The 17,104-nt window shown below is 34.9% G+C and carries 14 protein-coding genes; all 14 read right to left on the reverse strand.

Translation table 11 applies throughout. From position 1 onward, the window contains the following. Positions 1–9 precede the first annotated feature (9 nt). The 14 genes from FC36_RS01720 to FC36_RS11805 all read right to left on the reverse strand — a co-directional run bounded on the left by FC36_RS01720 (position 10) and on the right by FC36_RS11805 (position 16,960). Positions 10–351 (reverse strand): hypothetical protein, encoded by a 342-nt coding sequence (locus tag FC36_RS01720; protein ID WP_025020344.1) that lies wholly within the window; start codon positions 349–351, stop codon positions 10–12. A 340-nt stretch (positions 352–691) separates the two neighbouring features. Continuing rightward, complete coding sequence (locus FC36_RS01730) at positions 692–961, reverse strand: hypothetical protein (RefSeq protein WP_023859272.1); 270 nt, start codon at positions 959–961, stop codon at positions 692–694. A 326-nt stretch (positions 962–1,287) separates the two neighbouring features. Continuing rightward, complete coding sequence (locus tag FC36_RS01735) at positions 1,288–1,782, reverse strand: hypothetical protein (protein ID WP_023859273.1); 495 nt, start codon at positions 1,780–1,782, stop codon at positions 1,288–1,290. 50 nt (positions 1,783–1,832) lie between these two features. Then, positions 1,833–4,658, reverse strand: coding sequence for a hypothetical protein (locus tag FC36_RS01740; protein ID WP_025020343.1), 2,826 nt, complete (start codon positions 4,656–4,658; stop codon positions 1,833–1,835). Positions 4,659–4,845: 187 nt separating this feature from the next. Next, a complete protein-coding gene (locus FC36_RS01745) occupies positions 4,846–5,217 on the reverse strand; it encodes a hypothetical protein (RefSeq protein WP_025020342.1) in 372 nt (123 codons plus the stop codon). 157 nt (positions 5,218–5,374) lie between these two features. Continuing rightward, complete coding sequence (locus FC36_RS01750; protein WP_025020341.1) at positions 5,375–9,973, reverse strand: hypothetical protein; 4,599 nt, start codon at positions 9,971–9,973, stop codon at positions 5,375–5,377. A gap of 191 nt (positions 9,974–10,164) precedes the next feature. After that, entirely contained in the window at positions 10,165–12,189 is a 2,025-nt protein-coding gene (locus FC36_RS01755) for a hypothetical protein (RefSeq protein ID WP_025020340.1), read from the reverse strand. A 17-nt stretch (positions 12,190–12,206) separates the two neighbouring features. Then, positions 12,207–12,776: a hypothetical protein gene (locus FC36_RS01760; RefSeq protein WP_023859278.1), complete on the reverse strand. Its 570-nt coding sequence runs from the start codon at positions 12,774–12,776 to the stop codon at positions 12,207–12,209. Positions 12,777–12,876: 100 nt separating this feature from the next. Next, positions 12,877–13,251, reverse strand: coding sequence for a hypothetical protein (locus tag FC36_RS01765; protein ID WP_023859279.1), 375 nt, complete (start codon positions 13,249–13,251; stop codon positions 12,877–12,879). A gap of 10 nt (positions 13,252–13,261) precedes the next feature. Next, a complete protein-coding gene (locus tag FC36_RS01770; protein ID WP_025020339.1) occupies positions 13,262–14,197 on the reverse strand; it encodes a hypothetical protein in 936 nt (311 codons plus the stop codon). A 55-nt stretch (positions 14,198–14,252) separates the two neighbouring features. Further along, positions 14,253–14,456: a hypothetical protein gene (locus FC36_RS01775; RefSeq protein ID WP_023859281.1), complete on the reverse strand. Its 204-nt coding sequence runs from the start codon at positions 14,454–14,456 to the stop codon at positions 14,253–14,255. Between the two features lie 23 nt (positions 14,457–14,479). Next, entirely contained in the window at positions 14,480–15,007 is a 528-nt protein-coding gene (locus tag FC36_RS01780) for a hypothetical protein (RefSeq protein ID WP_023859282.1), read from the reverse strand. 127 nt (positions 15,008–15,134) lie between these two features. Continuing rightward, positions 15,135–16,499 carry an RNA-guided endonuclease IscB gene (iscB, locus tag FC36_RS01785; protein WP_025020338.1) on the reverse strand — a complete coding sequence of 455 codons (1,365 nt, stop codon included), beginning with the start codon at positions 16,497–16,499 and terminating at the stop codon, positions 15,135–15,137. 299 nt (positions 16,500–16,798) lie between these two features. Next, positions 16,799–16,960, reverse strand: a complete 162-nt coding sequence (locus FC36_RS11805; protein WP_023859284.1) for a hypothetical protein — start codon at positions 16,958–16,960, stop codon at positions 16,799–16,801. Positions 16,961–17,104: the final 144 nt, after the last annotated feature.

Consider the following 17,104-nt stretch of genomic DNA (forward strand, 5'->3'; position numbering starts at 1 on the left):
CTCACTTTCTTAATTCACATTGTTGAGAATCACCAGTTGAAAATCATTATTAAGCAAGCCTCGAAGTTCAAATAAAACAATTAATGCAATAATGAATCCTAATAAGATTAGTGATACTAAGATTGCCTGTTTAAACTTCAATCTATCAATATTGGCTTGACTCAAAATCAATCCATTATCAAACATATACTCAATTAGATACAAAACTAACATTAGGCCCACACATAAGCCCAACCATCCAGAAAAGGAAAAAACATCATTTCTCAATGAAATACCAGAACAAACTAAATCTGCAAAGCTAAATGCTGCATAAAACAATGCGCCCCAAATAGCTTTCTTCTTTCCTGCCAAATTTTCTTTTACACTATTTTTCGTGCTAAAACACCAACTTTCTAGTTGTTACTATCTTTTCTCTCTTTCCTTTTGCCAACGTACTTCTTAACCTTGTCAAAACTATCGAACAAGACATAACCATTAAAAGATTTTTTTGCTAATTCTTTTGGCCAAACCTCTTTTTTAGTGTATGTATTGTCCCTATGAATTTTGACTAAATACAACTTCTTTACTTTGCTAAACTTAGTTCTTACCCATTGAACAATTGTTAGAATTATAAGAGTTGTCATCTTTTATCGCAGAAACATCTCTTTTCTTTGCTTCTTCGCTACTTTTTTTATAAATGGTTAACATCAAACTAAATCGCCATTTCTAGCCCATTTTTGATTGTTTCACTAATTAAGCGTTTAGAGTTAGATAATTCTCGATTATCAATAACAATTCTGACTAATTTTCCAACTTTTAGAATTGTTCTATCTTCCATCTTCGTAAATAAGATTTGAATAGTATCTTCAAAATCATTCAAAATTTTGACAATAATCTTATTTTCTCTAACACTAATACTTTGCCAATCATCAAATTTCAACAATTCTCCTTTAATTGTTGCTTGCCATTCTTTTTCAGTCATATTGATTCCCTGCTTTCAATATTTAAATTGGTTGATTTTTCTAACATGATAGTCCATGTGCAAAAATACAAGCTTTATTTTTCTATCAATTAATTTTTTCACGAAACGCCTTCTTCCGCTAAAAACTCTTACCCACGAATATCGCAAATCATAGATTGCAACCAATGATAAAAGTATTAATAAAATACAGAACGATAGAACTCCAGCATTTTGCAAGTCTTTAAAAGTTAAATACGCAACTATTGCTAACACAGTAAATGCAATAAAAACAATACTTTAACTCCAACAACAAAATATTTGACAATATTTTTCATGAAACTCACATCCTAACTTAAGTTAGTAAGCTTTATCAATATCTCCAACACACAATTAAGAATAATCACAGCGGCTGTCAATAAGAAAAGACAAGCCACGACACTTAAGAAACTAAAAAAGCCAATAAACTTAAGCAGTGCTACTGAAACTATCAAAGAAAATACAATAAAGCTTAGGCTTAAAACAGTCGTTAATACGTTCATAACGCTTTTAACTTTTTCACGTATTTTACCGTCTTTGCCGTAGAAAATAGCCTTAAATAGCGGTCCTGCTTCATTAACATTGAATTCAGATACCATAACTAAGAAAAAATAAGCACATCCTAAAAATATCCCAAATTCTACTAGAACATCCGAAATGCTAAAAGCAGTATTAGGAGTAATATGAGTCAATTTCGAATAATTAGGATTTAGGATATTAACTGACAGTGTGAACAGCACAAAGCCACAAAATGTTGCAAATATTTTTTCAAACGATGTAATCGCCTCACGAATAATTTTTAACATAAAGCTCACCTTTCTAAAAAAGGGGATATTTTTTAAATATCCCCTCTAAATTATCTTGTTTGACTATTATTACTGTAATTAGAATTTGATTGTGAGGTTGTAGCATTCGATGCTGATTCTTGATTAGAATTATCTTCCTGACTTACACCACTCTCACTTGAACTTCCGTTATCTTTAGTACTCTTTTCAGATTTATCAGATTGACGGTCAGACTCTTTAGCACTATGTGAACTAGAAGCTTCAGAGTGGGATGATTGACTTACAACTTCTGTCCGCACAGGTTCACTTTTATCTGTATTACCCATAAAGTGTTCTGTAATAAACGGAATTGAAATACCAAACAAGAACGTAGCTATCATACCAACAGTTGTAAATGCCTTCGTATTACGTACTGCACGTGTTGTTTCCATATCCTTTTGTTTCATACGTTCAGTCATCGCTTGTTCTTTAGCTTGCATCTCAAGAGCTTGTTGTGTCTTAAGTTCACGCACTTTAGAATCATATTCATCAACTAACTTGCGTTTTTCATCGTCAAAGTTACGACGTAATTCATCGTATCTGTTCTCGTTAGCACGCATTGACTTAGAACTTTCATTTTCAAGCTCATTAATCTTAGCTTGTTGCTTTTTAAGTTCTTTGTCCTTTTCTTCAAGAGTCTTCATAAACTCTTCATTGCGTTTAAGTATTTCAGAGTCATATTGATCTTGAATACTCTTAATACGCTCTCTAGCTTCTGTTTCTGAACGATTAAGGGCATTATTATTATTGATAATAAGTGCTTGCTTAGATTCTTCAGTTTCAGCCAGTTTCAACTTAAGGTCTTCAACGGTCTTATCATTATCAAGCTTATCTTGAACAGTCTTTTGACGAGCAATTTCATCCTTAAGGTATTGTTCTGAAATTTCTTCAATCTCTCGACTAAATTCCGCTGATAATTCCTTTTCAACATTATAGAATTTAGAATTATATTCTTCAGAAATTCGATTAATTGTTGCTTCGTTAATTTCATCATATAATCTTGCAATTCTATCTTTACGTTCTTTGGATAATTCATCTAAATCTTTTTGCTTATTTACTTCTAAAGTATCGTCCAATTCGGCCCGCTTGCTTGATAATTTTTCTTCTAAGCCTTGACGGTGCATTGTTTCATATGATTCTTTAGCGCTAGCTGTAATTTTATCAAGATAAATTTCAAAAGCTTTGTCGTAATTTGCTTCTTCAGCCTCTTTATAAGCCGCAAATAATTTATCATTATCATCTTTCTTATCGCGATATTCTTGTTCAATTTCTGCTTTTTTACGACCAAATTCATTCTGACTCTTGGTTAAATCAGTTGCTTCTTTAATCATATTGAACCCTTGTTGCATAGAGTTCTTATACAAGCTAATAATTGACTTAATGTTGTCGTCGTGCATTTTAGCTAAACGTTGGTTAGCATCACTAATCTTAACGTTTAACAACTCGTTTAAATTATTACCAACCACTTCATCTTTAAATGGAATACTAAAAGTTTTCTTAGATAATAATGCGTCTAATTCACTAACATCTACTTCTAATTTTTCTTCCTTACCTAAATCAGCAGCAATCTTCTTTAAACGTGATGTGTAACTTGTTGCGTCTGTAGTATCAACATTAGTATTACCTAACGCAGAGTTTTGATTGTTTAACCCTTTGAATAATAAATCATCTGATAAAATGTCTTCCTCGTCATCATCTTCAACTACTGTTTCTTCTGAGGCAGCAGATTCAACATGTGTTGACAAGTTATTAACATCTTGAGCTTCTGAAGTAATATAGTTGTCCGCTAAATCAGAATTATCAATGACGGCATTATTTTCATCATTACCAAATGGCAATACATCAACTTCTTCATTGTCTAATAAAGCATCAATCTTATCATTTTCAGATAATGTATTATCAGAATCAACGACTAATCCGCTTTGATTTTCTGCATTACTATCAGTTTCGTCTTCAGTAACCAATTCAGAATCAGAATCTAAACCTAGAACTGGTACATCACCCTGATCATCTTGAATATTGAGAATAGCGTTTTTTGTAGCTTTCACAAGCTCCGTTGGCTCTTGGGCTTCCGGCACATCTAATTCTTCCGCAACTTCTTCTTCCTCTTCTTCACCTTCACTAGATGAAGATACTTCTTGTTTTGAAATTACCTCCGTAATTCCTCCATCAGTCACCGAAATATCAGCGTCAATCATGTCATGTTGATCGTTATACTTGATATTGGTCAACTTAAGTTCCGCATTTTCACTAACACTTTCTGATAACTTAGATAATTCATCATAAGTAACTCGTGATTCCAAAATATAGGCTTTAGCAGTATCTACCGCACTATCTGAAATGTTTTCTGGCAAGACAGCCCAAAAGAATCCATCTTTATATTGTCTTAATTCATCGAACTCACCAATATTTTCCAAAGCGGATTTACTTGGCACTAAAACAACGTACCCTTGTTCAATATTTGTTGGTAATGATGCCGAACGAATTAAATCCTTGGAAATTGAGTTAGTAAATTCTCCAAAGTCTCGCGGATTATCTGAACGTGTAAGTTTTGATTTTTTAAAATCTTCTTCAGATAAAGCAATGACTAAGAAACCTTTTTCCCCTTCATGTTGTTCAATGTTATTAAGCAACACATCAAACGAATTAAGCATACCCTCTTTACTGTTAGCCAAAAAATCAAGTAATGAAGAAGGCGAAATTTTCTTTAATTTCATTGAACTAATCAGTGGAAATTGAGTTCTACTTTTTTTGCGACTGTTTCTCTTCTTTTTGCGATACAAGGCTTCATTTTTGTTTTTTGATACCTTGCTATTATCGCTATCAGAGTTCTTTTTTTTCTTTCCAAATAACCCCATCAAAATAGCTCCTTTACATCAATATTTTGCATTTATACATTCTGTATTATTTACGAATATAAAAATACATATTTATATCTTGATTTTATCACAACTTTAACGTAAAAAAAACGTGTAAATATATATGTATTTAGAAAAAAACTATATAAAAAAGGCCTGACGAAAAGCCAAGCCCATTTTTTACATATTATAAGCCGACAAAGCTTAATAATGTATTGGTTGCAATCGTAGCAACAGGTGTTACAGCTTGGAATAACCCATTAACTGTATCTGTAGTTGTTCCCCCTAATGAAGTCCAACCACTTAACCCGTTGAGGTAGAACAATGCTCCAAAAATCAAGGCAACAAACCAAAGTACCCAGTGAGCACCGCCTTGTTGTTGACCCATTAAGTATCTCAAAATTGCCCACGAACCAAAGATAAAGGCAACTGCCCCAATAGCTTTAATAATAGGGTCAGCGATACTGTTAGCAACGTTACGTTGGAAGTTGTTAAAGATATCCATAGCAGCTGGGTTAGCAACAAATGAATCAAACAATAAACCGTTAATAAAGTCCAAGATAATTCCTCCTTTCTTAATCAAACCAATAGTAACAATATCCTCTCTATTGAGTGTACAATAATCTTCGTTTAAAAAACAACAAAAAAATCAATATATATTTACGATTTAATCAAAATAAAATCGAATAAAATACATATTGATTTCCTCAAAATAATTAGTTTGTATTTACGTACGCATCCATCATCAGAACTGTATTGTGAATGTTTCCAGAAGAATTCTTCAAAACAGAATTTTTAACACCGTAGGAGTGCAGTTGTTTAGCCAAACTTTGCATTTCATCCTTAATAGCATTTTTCTCTGGATTTATACCCGTCTTAATCATCTGCTCCGCTTCTGAACGAACTTTAGCGTAACGATTAAGAGTATTTCTCACATCACCAACGGATGCTTGTTTAAGTGACGATGTAGGAGTAGCAGTTCTTAAGATACCTAATTTTGGAGCATCTCGAACATCTTGGTTGATTTTTGCTGCACGTGCTAAAGCTTGTTGATTAACCAATTCTTGTTTCAACTTGGTATCGCTTGGATTATCACGAAGTTGGCTCTTAATTTGAGAAGCACGGTTAGTAGCTTGTTTAACAAAGTTATTCTTTTGTTGACGTGACATTGCAGACATATCTTTAGTTACCTTAGTGTAACCACCATTTGCCTTAGCATTTTGAACAAAAGTACCAGTCTTATTTCTATTAACAGTAACAAGATCCTTGTTACTATTTCTTGCCACTTGCTTTTGTGCTGTAACTTGACTAGCCCCGACAATATTACCATTAGCTGTTTTAAAGTTATTTGTTGCCGCAACTCGTGTATACCTTCCGTTTTCAGGGTTAACATGGAAGTTACCATGCTTAACTTGATTTTTACCGTAGGTTCTACCTTTTGCATCCACAAAATTACCGTCTCCATTTTGCTTTAATAAAGCCATCTGACGCTTCCCGTTATTATTTACCATTGCGTAAGGTTGGTTAGCCTTAACATCTGAAGCATCATAAGTTTTAGATGGATCTCTTAAATCTCTATACTGTTGTTGAACAGTTTGACCTGAAGAATCCTTAGCAACTGACGCTAATGTATTAGCTACCGGTGAAACATTAGCAACTCTAGTAAATGTACCATCAGCATTTTCACCAGATAAAGCAACTTTTTGTCCATCTTTTGTTTGGTAGAAACCATTTGCATCCTGTACTAAACTACCATCACTATTAGTCGCTAAGCTTGAAGGATTCATCTTCATTTTAGCAGTGTAACTACCGTCATCATTCTTTTCAAAACTTTCAGCAGTGTCTGCTAAGGAGCCAGACATAATTTGACCTGTATCATTGTCAACGTAATCGTTAGCTTGGTCTGTCAAATTACCATTTTGATCGTAGTATCCATTTGAAACTTGATCTGCAGAGTAGCCTTGATTATTATCATCAACATATGACATGTCTTGAACTTCTTCTCTACCATCAGCAATTTTGGCAACTGTTCTACCATTATCTCCCATAGAGATTGGAGTTTGACTATTGTCATACTCATTACCTTGCGAATCAACGTATTGACCCGTATCAGAAACTTGTCCAACAGGAACACTTTGACCCTCGGCATTTCTTGCATAATACCGCCCTGTTTCACGACCATCTACACTCTCAGGAATAACATCATCTTGAGCATAAACATTACCTTGCGCATCTCTAAACGATCCACTTTCCGTGCCGGGCTTAGGAACTACGTCGATATTTTTAAACTTATCAGCGTAAGTCTTACCATCTTTTCCTTGGTAAACATCAGTTGCAGAATATTTATTTCCACTTTCTCTGTTACCGTAAATTGAATTAGCAAGCTTTCCTGCTACTTGTTCACCAGTCATAGCATTTTGATAGCCGCCATAACCGTCAGGAACAACCTTAGATGAATGAACGGCATTACCTTGTGAATCTACAAATTCAGAAACAGCACGACCCTTATCATCAACATACCCTTCTCGGGCATTAGCACCATCATACGCATTACCGTTTTTATCAAATGCTTGTCGATCTACAAAGTCATTTGCTTGCGCATTAGCCTCGTCAGTATCTCCATAACTTGAATCTGTCACAGAAAGATTATTATTAGAATTACCATTAATTCCTTGATTAGCACTCTTTTCAAGCTGACTTTGATATTCATTGGCATTTCCCAATTCTTTCATATTATCGTCCAAGTTAGCATTATAGATACCACGTAAATCACTTGCGGTGTTAGAACCTATCAACGTATCCAAGCCCTTACCACCTGCAATTACCGCAGCTTGACCGGCCATCTTTCCTAACGCTCCCAACTTATCTCTAGCAGTTGCATCAACAAAAGAATCAGGTGCACCGCGTTTTGCCATTCGAGCACGTGTTTGATCTTTATAAACCGCTTGAGCATTTCTTAATTTACCAAGCATACCTTTTGGATTACCTAATCGATTAGTACGATTCATAGATCCACCAGTCACACCACCATCAGTAGGAGACCCACTAACAGCTCCCGGAGTACCCCCAGCTGCAGTTTGAGCACCAAAATTACCCATACCACGAGCAAGGTTATCACCTACACTACTATTTCTTCCATCCATGCCAACACCACCAAGGGCATTGTTATTTAATGGAGCGTGATTACCTGCAGTACCACCAAATGCGGCTGATTCAGTCATATTTAACATTCTAATAACTTCGTCTAGCCACTCTGTGAATAGAGATAGAATTGGCCCACGAATCTTAATTAAGAAGAAGGCAGCAAGCAATAATAGTATCCCTGATAATGAATTAACTGCAGCATAAGCAAATGTTGAAGCACCAGCATTTAACCCAATAGCTCCTACTGGCATAATTGCTGCAAATCCATCACCAGAATATGCATCTCCTGTAAAGAAGGTTGAATCAAATGATTGACCTATACCTATAAGAATTTCCGATGTAATACCATATAGCAATACAGATCCACCAACAGAAATTAAAACACCAAAGGCTTGAGTAATCATCAAACCAAAACCTTTTCCAGTACCTAAACTTCCCATAAAGAAGGAACCGAACATCTTAGGAATGCTTTCAATCAGTGCTTTAACAGTCCAATAAGCGTAACCGAACCCAAGGACCGCACCTGCAAACATGAGACCTAACATAAAGATATAATTACCAAAAGCAACGATACCACGTCCAACTAAACCAACAGAATAATGCTCATATTGGTAACCAGACCCCGAAAGCTTTGATGTATCATTATGACTCATACCAGTATTAGAAAACAGAGTTCCTAAATAATTGTAAGTACCTATTGTCGATAACCCTTTATATCCTTCAGGACTTTCTGTAGAATCAAAAGTGACTGTCATACCCTTAGCATTTTGACCGTCATTTGCAGATAAATGTCCATTAGCATTGTAATTAATTTTGTCATTCTTACCTATTAAGGCTTTCTTTAAGTCTTCTAAAATTTTTTCAGGTTTATCATCTTCCTTAGCGTAATTAGCAATATAACTATTTTGTACTGCCGCTGCATAATTAGAAGCTGAATATCTATCATTAGTCATCCATGACATAATCATGTTTGTTGCTTTATCATCAGCAGTGTGAGTTTCATTTGCAGATAAAGAGTCTTTGAACGTTCCTCCATTCGTATATGGTGAAGCTGAATCAATTCCCGCACCTTTTGAATTAATTAAAGCAACTGACGAGTGCGTGATAGTAGGAACCGAGCCTGTTGCAGTTGATGTTGAAAAGGAACCTTTTAAACCTGAAGGCAACTGCAATCTAGAATTAGTTACCCATCCTTTAAAGTCAACTAAATTCGTATAAACCGCATACTCAGGGACATTTGTTCCGATTCCACCTTGTGAATTTTCCATTGAACTCTGAATTGACCCAATCATTAAACTATATAACGTTAGCATAACAACTGGCAAAGCAATCATTGTAAAGACACGTTTCAACAAATGCCAAAAGGCACTAAAGAGTCCAATACCTATTCCTCGACCCATAGGAGGCCCCGGTTGATCGGAAACACGCATACCGACAAGCGCTAGTACTACCGCACCTGCAAAACAAACAAATGCACCTACCATACCTAAGGATACGAACGCGTCATAAATTTCCTTTACTTTTCCAGCAACAGTTTGGAAAACTCCTCCAGAACTTGCACCGTTTGCGCCATTAACAATCCAGTCAAGAGGATTAAAGTAACCTAAAACTTTTACAACCCATTCAAAAGTAGTTGATACAAGTGAAGATATTAGGTAAACAACCAGTATAATACCGCCGAATAAAAAGCGTCCAATAAGACCAATACTATTTGACGTATCACCTCTTGAAATAGAATGATCTATACCTGTTTTATACAACACATATCCGTAAGTTGCGGCAAAATAGCGAGCTTTATTCATAAAACGTGCCGTAGCATTACCACCGCTACCACTACCATTATTACGTAAGGTTGAATATGAGACAGAATAATCCGTCATATTACTCATACCCCAGAAAACAGACTTAGCACCCATATAGCCCCAAACATCACCAACGTTAGTGTTTTGTTTAATAGCCTCTTTTTGTTCTTTATCTGTTTTCTCACCTAACTCCTGAGCGGCATCATTAAAAGCACCAGCTACATCTTTTTGAGAACTTCCACCACTATCACTGTCTTCTTCCTTGTCCTCATCATCTTTCTTATCGTCTTTGTCTTTATCGTCTTTGTCCTTTTCATCGTCTTTTTTCTCTTCAGTTGGCGGATCAGCATGAACTATATATTCACTCATAAGCGGTCCCCCGCAAAAAAGCGTAATTAGAAACGAAGCCATTAGGACATACAAAAATTTTCTGACGCTTTTTTTCAAGAAAATCCCTCCTTCCATTTTTTCATGATAATACATTTATCAACGTCCATTAAACTATATATATTGGCTGTAATTATCATAACGGTCAATAACTCACCAAATTTTTAGCCATCTTACAAGATTAAATCAAGTTTAAACAACACTTTTTCTCTATCCCTTGACAAGTAATACAATAAATCATCTTTTGAAATCAAACTATTTTCCAATGCGGAAGGAATAGTCGCTTTCATCGTTTCCTTATACGCTTCAAGTTCATCAGATGACATAGCAGAAAATAACGTATAATCTGCTGATGTTAAATCATTAAAGTCTTTATCGTTAATTGCACTCATAACATTGTCATAAAGATAAGCAATTCGTACATCTCTTCTTGTTAATTTTTGAAGATTATCTTTGACAAACTCTTTTACTTCAGGAGCAAGTTGATCTACACCATGAATAATAACAACATCACCACGATGAAGATTTTGAGTTGCATAACCTAACGTGTTAATAAACTGCGCCATAGCAATCCCTCTACCACGTTCTGAAATACTTGCAAAATCGTAAATAACTTGCGGAATTGTTTGAGCATTATCAACTACTGAAGATGTATGCTTATCGAAAATATCACCATTTTCTTCTTTCATACGATCCACAACCCCTTGAATTTTTTCAAGAGATTTAATAGCTTGTTGATTACCTTGCTTTTGATAAATAGTAAAAATTGTAGAAAGATATAAACTAAAATCAGAAAGTAAAGGATATTCATTATGCGGCAAGCCCACCAAAGAAATTGTATCAATATTTTCCTTTGCATTAGGTTTCCATAATCCCTTATCTTCCATGAATTCCTTCAAAAGTTGAGTAAAATACTTATTCAAGTCAACATCATTTAATGACGGAGACATTTCTTTAAACATCAACCGTAATTTTTCAGTCAAAGTAGGATAAACATTTAATTTATCTTCTTCACGACCAAAAGCTTCAAATGGATTTATTGCACCTTTACCCATATTTATATTTGAAGTATGTTTTGATAAATCAGCTCCAATTTTTCTCTTACCAATGTCTTCAATATCTGTATTGTTCAAAATAAAATGAACAACACGGTGATTTTGAATCATAGCATCTTCTGCAATTTTAACGCCCCACAAACTAATTGATCGTAAGTGATCTCCAAATACTTCTGTACTATATGAACCTGTCCTTGGGCCAAATTTACTTGCAACAACGATATTCCTGGACCAATCATCAACATCCATTAACATAGCAGGATTATTGAAGTCCCCTTCTGAAACACCAACGTACTTCCCCGTTATATCGTCAATACCTTTAGACATTAAGTAATATCCACCAGCTAATTCTTGGCTAGTGTACATTTTCTTTTCATGACCTATTTGCGCATCAGCTGACTTCAGAAGATTTTCAAAATCATCTTTCTGCTGTCCTTCAAAGACTTCTACTGTTAGACCTCTAAAATTATTTTTTAAACGCAATTTATATTGTTCACGAGCGGAATCTAACGTTTCAACATCTGGAGCCTTTAATAGAATCTTATATTCTGAACCGTGGTACTGCCCCCCTCGCAAATCTTCGTTGATTTGATGCATATCTTGTACTTGGAAAGCAATATCCTGATTACTAGGGTCATTTACTTTACGTTCACCGTATGCTTGTCTTACAGCCGCATCTGCTTTAACTTCATTATCTTTAGTCCATTTTTCCGTTTTAGTCGAAATAGGTTGTATAAGTCTAGCAGTTACATTTTGGCCCAACCCTCTTGGTAGCATTCTCGTAACCCAAAACGGAGGTAACTGTCTATCAGCATTTTTAGTTGGAACAATAGTCAATATTTGAGCAACGCCATCACCAACTTCAAAATAATCACTATGAAAGGTAAAACCCTTTTTAGGAGAAATTTGTTTTAAATAAGAATCAGCAACTAAGCCAGATTTTTGGCGTTGCTTTTTTTCCTCCGCATTTTTATTCCATGCCATAAAGAGCTTATTACTCTTTATCAAGCCACGACTTGTTTGACTCTTTCCTTTTCCGATTTTATCAATTTTACTAACAGACTGAACAGACTGCCTATCAGTAGTTTGTTGACTATCAACCGGCTGTTTTTTCTTTTTAAAGAACTTTTTGAAAAAAAACAAATATAACACTCCTTTTCTTAATTATTTGGCTTGAAACCTAAATAAGTGTTCCCTTTATAAGTTTGAATTGCTAATTTGCCTTTCACCTTATAACGGACGCCATTCTTACTCATCGTTGAAAAGCTAATGGTCTTCCCTGAATCCAAACTTTCCAATTCTGCCTTTGAAAAAATATGCGTACCATAACTAACCTTGTAGCTCATTTCCTGACCTTCAAAATTAACTTTATGCTTGCCTAGCATCTTTTTAAATTGATTCGTATTGATAGGATAGTATTTTTCTACAGCATCAAACAATTCTTGTCTCGTCCATTGTTCTCTCGTAGCAAGTAGACGAATAAACGGTTTAATCACTTCAACTTCATCTGCATTGCTTTGCAAGCTTTTTACTCGTCTAGCAAAAGCAAAAGCTTCTTTCTTGTTAAGATCCGCAATATCTTTATCGTTATAGGTGACCCCTATTTGAGCAAAAGCGTGATTAATATTCATCCCTGCATTCACATATTTTTCACGCACTTCCATTTGTTCTGATAACAGTTGCTTTTTATGATTTTGTTTTACCCGCTCCAATTCTTCTTTGTAAGCCATTTAAAAAACCTCCTTCCATCAATAAAAACAATTTCAAAATTCAAAATTTGTTTTAAGTTTCATTTTCTAATTGGTTTCAAAATTCGATTTAAAATAATAATTACAATTCAAAATAATCATCATTATCAATATCATTCAGATACTTGTTGATAAAACTATGAATTTCCTTGTGAAAATTCTTATTATCTTTTTCTAATTCATCATACTTATTAGCAAATTTCTCGCTTTCTTCATTTTTCTCTTTTAAGCAATCATGAAGCTTTTGATTGACCTCTAATAAGTTGTCTATTCGGACCTGTTGCTCAATGCTCTTGTACATCAAATGATGCATGTAACGTGTTTGTTCATCAAGTAACTCTTTGACATCATCTCTGACATCATCACCTAATAACCTGTACAATTTTTCTACTTTTTGTTCAAAATATTCGTCATAATCCTTGTAGACAATCTTGTATTCACGAGTATCTTTTTCCATTGTTTTTCCTCTAATCTTCGTTTACTAAGTCCATTCCGTAGAAGTTCTTGAAGTACTCTTTGATTTCTTCTGGTTCATCAACAATACGACCAGTTTTTAAAAATGCAGTATTCATAATCTGATTATTCAAGATATCCTCAATTCTATATAGTTCTTCTTCACTTCTAGATTTAATAATCATATATTGCCTAATAGTTTCGAATCGCTTACCAACGAAATCTGTTAAAACATTTCGTTGTCTTTTCAATAAATCTTCTAAAGGACCATCTTTAAAAATAGGGTTTAAATTTGCTAATTGTTCATCCGTATAAGCTACTTGGCTCGCAACACGTTGTGGAGATGAAACCGTATCAAAGATAATAGTACATTGGTCATTAATTGCACGATAGAAAGAAATAACATCATTAATAACCACATCTTGGTCTTCTAAGAACATTAGTCTACTTGCCATACCAGTAACTTCAACTAATTCTCCTATTTCACCATCTTTAAAGTGTAAATAACCATCAGAAAAATCTTGATCTTCTAAATTAAACAGTTTTTCCAAACTATATAAACTTGCAACTGAACGAGTTGAAATATTTCTTGCGTGCTTATTAAAATATCTTGGGATTACTGGTATATATGAATACTTAAAATCACCAGTTGGTGTTCTAAAACTGGTAATATAAATGGCCCACGCATAAGAGAAAATGAATGCAATAGTCCAAACGCCACCCTTACCTATAGGGGTTCTAAAGAGTAGGAAAATACCAATAATTGTTGCTACCATAGCAGTAATAACAACTCTTAAAGTAATTTTCTTTTTAAAGTCAATGACCTTAACATCCGAAAAGTCAACATCCCTATCTAAAGTTCTAAAAAGTAAGTTTGTTGGTGATAAAATATAGGCTCTTCGGTTTTTTATGGTTTCCGTTACTTGTGACTCGTTTTCTTTGTTATCCATAACTTACCCCTTTCCTACTAATATATTTTTAGTCTCGTCTTAATCTTTTTTTGCTTTATTTATGTTCCAAATAAAACTTACGATATTCATTAATATCCGAAATAACTTGAGCTACTTCTTCTTTATTCATATCCATTAAACTTTTATCATATCCGAAGTTCTTTAACCCCTTGTCTAAAAGCTTAATTTTGCGAATAGCTTTTGAACCATACTTACTTTTCAATTCACGATATTCAATATCATATTTTGAAACTACCATAATATCCCTACTTTCTTATATTTCTACTTGATTTCTTTAACCGAAATATTCTTTTCTTTTGCTTCCATACCTAAAAAACTAATTGATAACTTAGTTTTTACATTATCACCTTTAAATTTAATGTCTTGAAACTTGATAAAGTCTTTCACGGAATAAGTATTACCGTTTTTATTAGTAGTTAACGAAACACCTAAGTCATCACCATCAAATTTGTAAGTAATCTTACCACCGATAGTTACTTTCTTATATTGCCTATCAAATGACTGCTCACTAGTAGTAGCTTTTTTTACATCTTTCTTAGAATCAGAAACTAATAGACGATCGCTATTCTTATCAAGTACTACGTAGAAAGAGTCGTCTCCTTTAGCTAGGGAGTTAAGTTGACTGTTTTCCTTGTTGTACTTTACTTGGTATGCGCGACCCGGCATCCGATATGCAGGCACAGTTTGATGTTGGTAATACTTATAACCACCAAAACCAATAGCACAAATAACCACTACACCTGCTGCAACTTTCGCAATAAACTTCTTATCTTTAAAATTAGTTTCCATAAAAACATCTCTCACTTTTTATCACTTAAATTTTTGTCGCGGAAGCGCGCGAGGAAACTCGGTAATTTATTACCGAGAGGAAAGCGCCCCCTTGTTAAAAAAATTCCTTTTTCGTGGAATATAATTCCTACATTTTTTCTTCTCTTAATCCGTTAATATGATGTAAACACCTAACATTGGTAGGTTTCGTAGACTTCCCAGTTTGAAAAACTACGGATTTACCTCTATTAACAACACTTCTCACGGTTTCAATTCGATTAGTCTTTGTGTTTAAAACAATATCATGGGGTCTTAATTGATAATGATTACGCCTGATTGAAACCCGTCCTTTAGTGACTTTTTCCTGACGGTAGATTCTTTGATTCTTATAGTCGAGTTCTCGGGAACGCTTTGTGCGACCAGAGCTCAATTTTTTGCCAGGCTTTATCTTGCCATCACGGCTGTCAATATAGCGGGCATCATAAAATTTTTGGAGAACACGATTGTTGTTTGCCACTTTCGTACGTGAGTAAATATTACTAGTACGCAAACAAGTGTCTGTACCTCCGGCAATGATAAAGGCATCATTGCGGTGTGATTTTTCTATGCCGTATAGGGTTCTTAGATTAGCGGTGATATAGCCTTGCGTTTGAATGTAATTTGCAAAATAAGTAGGTAAGCGCTTGGCTAAAACACTCATGAAATAAGCACCACGGTAGTTCGTATTAAGGTCAGTTTGACGCTCAGCTGCTAATTTAGCTAAAGTACCGTCAACGTGATTGGCTTGATTATGATTGACATCTGATAAAAGCACCAAATTATCTGGTTGGTTTGTCCCACCGTCCTTGCGTTGTACCAAATGATGGACCCGTAATTGACTAGCAGGGTAAACCTTACCGTCTAAAGCATCACGATAACCGTCGCGAGCTAATAAGTAGTCTTTCACACTCTTAAAGCCATGCATTCTACCTTGGGTGTATTCCCATGGTTTAATGTTAGGGTTAGCCAACTTTTGATTATCAAAAGGAGCAACCTCCACGACTAACTTACTAATCGGCAAGAATTCATATAATCGTTTAATTTCCCTAATAGTAAAGTCTAGTAGGTGTTGAACCGATGGTGCTAAAGATTTCTTTTGACGTTTCCGATTCTTAAAGCGCTTTTTGCGATGACGCAAGCGATTTCTTCTTCCTCGGCGTAAATCTCTGCGATGTTCAAGCTTTTCTTTTTCGCGTTTCGAATCACGAACACTTTCAGAAGCATAATATTCACGCTGGTTATCAACACTAACGACTGATAAACCTAAGTGGAAACCTGCATCAACACCTAAGGTTAGCTCTTGTGTATTAGTAGTAATCGGGCGCACAAACTGGATAGTCTTACGACTATTTCCGTACCAAATTGCTTGCCCCGACTTTAACCACCGACGAACCATGCCTAGTCTTGAAGTGGGCATGACTGGCTCGCCTTTGGAGTCTACTACATAAATATATTCAACTTTTTTCTGTGGCATCTTGGCCCACTCCTTTCTTTAATAGGTTGTAAGTCGTATCATCCCCGAAGGGTGATACGTGTGTACCCTGCGCCAATGTTATCCGCTGGTTTTAATTCTTATACCCACTGAGCCGTGAACCGCAGCTCTGTTTAGAAGCATAAGCGTAGTGTTTGGAATTAGGGTGGCGTTCCAAAGTACCTAATTTCAGCGGTAACGTAGTAACTTAATACTTAAGCTAATCAACCGGTCGTCATTAAAACAACGGAGCTAGTAGTTTTCACTACAAGCCCGTTATTTCAATGACGGGTTCTGTTGACTTATTTAAAATCAACAGATTTGATATCATAATGCGAATCTAACGTATATTCTTCAGTTAGATACGGTTTCTTCTTAGCAACATCAAATCTTACATATTTGACCACAATCTTATCAAAGCGCAATTCTCTTTTTCTCTTTCGCAATTTTTTTAAAAGTTCCATTTAAACCACCTACTCATAATTTAGTTACTACCTAGTGATTAATGGCTTAAAAATACAATTAGCATTATTGCAAAACCTACATAACCTAATGTTGATTTCATGTTTTCGAAAGTCATAACATCAGGTTTAAAAATGTAAGCTAAC

The sequence above is a fragment of the Ligilactobacillus equi DSM 15833 = JCM 10991 genome (assembly GCF_001435735.1).
Classification (GTDB): domain Bacteria; phylum Bacillota; class Bacilli; order Lactobacillales; family Lactobacillaceae; genus Ligilactobacillus; species Ligilactobacillus equi.

Excerpts from the sequence above, each read along its gene's own strand:
- FC36_RS01730 (WP_023859272.1), bottom strand. The coding sequence starts at position 961 with ATGACTGAAAAAGAATGGCAAGCAACAATTAAAGGAGAATTGTTGAAA.
- FC36_RS01735 (WP_023859273.1), bottom strand. The coding sequence starts at position 1,782 with ATGTTAAAAATTATTCGTGAGGCGATTACATCGTTTGAAAAAATATTT.
- FC36_RS01740 (WP_025020343.1), bottom strand. The coding sequence starts at position 4,658 with ATGGGGTTATTTGGAAAGAAAAAAAAGAACTCTGATAGCGATAATAGC.
- FC36_RS01750 (WP_025020341.1), bottom strand. The coding sequence starts at position 9,973 with ATGAGTGAATATATAGTTCATGCTGATCCGCCAACTGAAGAGAAAAAA.
- FC36_RS01760 (WP_023859278.1), bottom strand. The coding sequence starts at position 12,776 with ATGGCTTACAAAGAAGAATTGGAGCGGGTAAAACAAAATCATAAAAAG.
- FC36_RS01765 (WP_023859279.1), bottom strand. The coding sequence starts at position 13,251 with ATGGAAAAAGATACTCGTGAATACAAGATTGTCTACAAGGATTATGAC.
- FC36_RS01770 (WP_025020339.1), bottom strand. The coding sequence starts at position 14,197 with ATGGATAACAAAGAAAACGAGTCACAAGTAACGGAAACCATAAAAAAC.
- FC36_RS01775 (WP_023859281.1), bottom strand. The coding sequence starts at position 14,456 with ATGGTAGTTTCAAAATATGATATTGAATATCGTGAATTGAAAAGTAAG.
- FC36_RS01780 (WP_023859282.1), bottom strand. The coding sequence starts at position 15,007 with ATGGAAACTAATTTTAAAGATAAGAAGTTTATTGCGAAAGTTGCAGCA.
- iscB (WP_025020338.1), bottom strand. The coding sequence starts at position 16,499 with ATGCCACAGAAAAAAGTTGAATATATTTATGTAGTAGACTCCAAAGGC.
- FC36_RS11805 (WP_023859284.1), bottom strand. The coding sequence starts at position 16,960 with ATGGAACTTTTAAAAAAATTGCGAAAGAGAAAAAGAGAATTGCGCTTT.